Raw genomic sequence first — 2929 nt, 5'->3', positions numbered from 1 at the left:
GTGGGCGCCGGCACCTTCCAGCCGGTGAAGACCGAGAACATCGCCGAGCACACCATGCACGCCGAGTGGTACCGCGTACCCGAGGCCACCATCGCCGCGATCGACGCCTGCCGCGCGCGCGGCGGGCGTGTGGTGGCGGTGGGCACCACCACCGTGCGCACGCTGGAGAGCTGGGCCGCCTTCGGCCGCACCGAGGGCGATACGCAGATCTTCATCACGCCGGGCTTTCACTTCCAGGTGGTGGACCGGCTGATCACCAACTTTCACCTGCCCAAGAGCACGCTGATGATGCTGGTGAGCGCCTTCGCCGGGTATCAGCGCGTGATGGCGCTGTACCGCCATGCCATCGAACAGCGCTACCGCTTCTTCAGCTACGGCGACGCCATGCTGCTGTGCCGGCGCTGACCCCGCGGCGGCTCAAGGCGTTTGCAGCCGGCTGATGTACTCGATCAGCGTCAGTATCCTTGCGCGCACCACCTCGGCCGGCTCGTAGAGGCCGCGCGCCTCGCGCAGGCGCTGCCCCTCCTCGATGCGGTACTCCCGTCCCCAGACGGGCATGTCGCGCACCCCGTGGCTGGGTATGGCGGCGGTGCCCTCGATCACCGCATACATGCGGTTGACCGGCAGCACGCCGCCGTTCTTCTTCGCCAGTTGCGACAGATCCGGCGGACTCTTCTGCAACAGGCCGCCGAGCGGACCGTTGCCCTTGCCGTCCACGCCATGGCACGCGGCGCAGTTGTCGGTGAACTCCAGTTTGCCCAGGTCAACGCTGGCCTGGGGGGCCTGCGCCTGCGCGGCCAGGGTGCCCAGCAGACCGGCCGCCACGGCCGCGTACTTGATCGACTTCTTCATGGGATGCCTCCAGTGGGGTTGAAGCGAAGGCCTCACCACCAAGCCGCAGTGGCGAACCCTCGAATTCATCCTAGGAGGCGCCGGTGCCACCCATGTTGACGCGGCGCAAGTTGCGGGCGCCGCCCCCGCCCGCCTCAGCCCAGGTCCAGGTAGACCCGCCCGCCCTCCACCTTCACCGGCCAGGTCTTCACGGCCTCGGTGGCCGGCGCGCAGGTGGGCGCGCCGCTGCGCACGTCGAAGCGGCCCTGGTGGAAGGGGCACTCGATCTCGTGGCCCTCCAGGAAGCCGTCGCAGAGCTTGGCGTGGCCGTGCGTGCAGAGGTTGTCGGTGGCGAACACCTCGCCGTCGATCGCGAACAGGGCGATGTCGTGGCCCTCGGGCGCGACGGGAATGCCGGCGCCCTCGAACAGGTCGGCCTCGGCGGCCACGTCGGTCCATTGGGGGGTGGTCATGGCGTGCTCCTGCGTCGCGGCGTCAATCGGGCGTCAGGCCGGCGCGCTGGATCACCGGGCGCCAGCGCGCCTCTTCCTCGCGCATGAAGCGCCCCAGCTGCTCCGGGGTGCTGGCGATGACGTCGAAGTACTGGGCCTTGAGTTTCTCGGTGACCTCGGGCTCGCGCAGCACGGCCACCAGGGCCTGGTTCAAACGCTGCACGATGGCCGGCGGCGTGCCGGCCGGCGCCATGTAGGCGAACCAGGGCGCGGCCTGGATGTCGGGCACGCCCGACTCCTTGAGCGTGGGCACCTCGGGCAGCAGCGGCGAGCGCTCCGCCGACGTAATGGCCAGCACCTTGAGCTTGCCGGCCTTGGCTTGCGGCATCACGGTGGCGCCGGGCAGGCAGGCGAAGTGCACGTCCCCCTGCAGCATGGCCGTGACCGCCTGCGAGGACGAGGCGTACGGGATGTGCACCGCGAAGGACTTGGTCTTGAGCTTGAGCAGTTCCACGCCCAGGTGCGAGATGGAGCCGTTGCCGGTGGAGGCGAAGTTGTACTGGCCCGGGCGCGCGCGCAGGGCGTCCAGCCAGCCCTTGACCGAGTCCACGCCCATGCTGTTGGCCGCGGCGCAGACGTTGGGCGACGTCACGGCCAGCGTCACCGGCGCCAACTCGCGGAACGGGTCGTAGCGCAGGTTCTTGTAGAGGATGGTGTTGTAGACCAGGGGCGCGTTGACCGAGAGCAGGAAGGTCTGCCCGTCGGGCGCGGCCTTGGCCACGTACTCGGTGCCCGAGTTGCCGCCGGCGCCGGGCCGGTTCTCCACGATGAAGGCCTGGCCCAGGCGGGCCGTCAGGCGCTCGTTGACGAGGCGCGCCAGGATGTCGGGCGAGGAGCCCGGGCCGTAGGGCACCACCACGCGCACCGGGCGCTGCGGCCAATCGGCGGCCGGGGCCGCCTGGGCCAGGGCCTGCCCGGCGGCGCCGGCGAGCGTGAGGCCGGCGAGCAGCGCGGCGCAGCGGTTCTGGATGCGGTTCATGTCGGGTCTCCGGTTTCGACGTCGCTCATCTGGGTGAAGTCTGTCTGTTCTCGCGCGATGAAGCCCGCGATCAGCGCGCGGTAGCAGGCCTCCACCACCTCGGGGTAGGCGCCGTGGCGCTCGGCCAGGGCCAACACCTTGTCGATCACCTGCTGCTGGCGCGCCGGCGCCGACACCTGGAAGGCGTCGCGCTTGAAGCGGGCCGCGTCCTTCACATAGCGCCCGCGCTCGGCCAGCAGGGCCACGATCTTCTGGTCCAGTGCGTCGATGTTCTCGCGCACCTCGGCCAGGTTGCGGCACAGGGGCACGTAGGCCGGGTCGTTGAAACGCCTCAGCGGCCCGCCGTGGGGATCGGGCTCTTGGTTGTTCTGGGTCATATCGGGTAGATGATGGCGTTGGGGATCATTTCGCTGTCGTACACGCACAGCCGCTGCGCGAACTTCAGGCCCTGCGACGTGCGCACCACCACGTCGAGGTAGCGCCCGACGTTGAACACGGTGCTCGGGCCGTCCAGCTTGGTGCGGAACACCGCGTAGTTGGCCTCGCAGTGCAGCGCGCCCTGCTCGTCCATCCGTCGCACCAGCGGCGCACCCACGACGTGGCGCTG

Annotated in this window: 6 protein-coding genes; 1 reads left to right on the top strand and 5 read right to left on the bottom strand. The window is 69.9% G+C overall.

The window, feature by feature from the left end:
* Positions 1-405 (top strand): S-adenosylmethionine:tRNA ribosyltransferase-isomerase (locus BGO22_RS10810; RefSeq protein ID WP_286850820.1); only part of this gene is annotated, 405 nt, incomplete at its 5' end.
* A 12-nt stretch (positions 406-417) separates the two neighbouring features.
* Here the strand turns inward: BGO22_RS10810 and BGO22_RS10805 are convergent.
* The 5 genes from BGO22_RS10805 to BGO22_RS10785 all read right to left on the bottom strand — a co-directional run.
* Positions 418-852 (bottom strand): cytochrome c, encoded by a 435-nt coding sequence (locus tag BGO22_RS10805; protein ID WP_204743255.1) that lies wholly within the window; start codon positions 850-852, stop codon positions 418-420.
* Between the two features lie 134 nt (positions 853-986).
* The gene (locus BGO22_RS10800; protein WP_070399500.1) at positions 987-1304 is read right to left on the bottom strand and encodes a non-heme iron oxygenase ferredoxin subunit; all 318 of its coding nucleotides are present in this window, start codon (positions 1302-1304) and stop codon (positions 987-989) included.
* A gap of 22 nt (positions 1305-1326) precedes the next feature.
* Complete coding sequence (locus BGO22_RS10795) at positions 1327-2322, bottom strand: Bug family tripartite tricarboxylate transporter substrate binding protein (RefSeq protein WP_286850817.1); 996 nt, start codon at positions 2320-2322, stop codon at positions 1327-1329.
* A complete protein-coding gene (locus BGO22_RS10790; protein WP_070399498.1) occupies positions 2319-2699 on the bottom strand; it encodes a chorismate mutase in 381 nt (126 codons plus the stop codon). The genes BGO22_RS10795 and BGO22_RS10790 overlap by 4 nt, the downstream gene beginning before the upstream one ends.
* On the bottom strand, positions 2696-2929 hold a 234-nt coding region (locus BGO22_RS10785; RefSeq protein ID WP_286850815.1), incomplete at its 5' end, for a nuclear transport factor 2 family protein. The genes BGO22_RS10790 and BGO22_RS10785, both read right to left, overlap by 4 nt.

This window comes from Hydrogenophaga sp. 70-12, assembly GCF_001897365.1.
In the GTDB taxonomy this organism is placed as follows: Bacteria; Pseudomonadota; Gammaproteobacteria; order Burkholderiales; family Burkholderiaceae_C; genus Hydrogenophaga; species Hydrogenophaga borbori.
The sequence above is the reverse complement of the archived record's forward strand: the minus strand, read 5'-3'. Positions and strand labels throughout refer to the sequence as shown.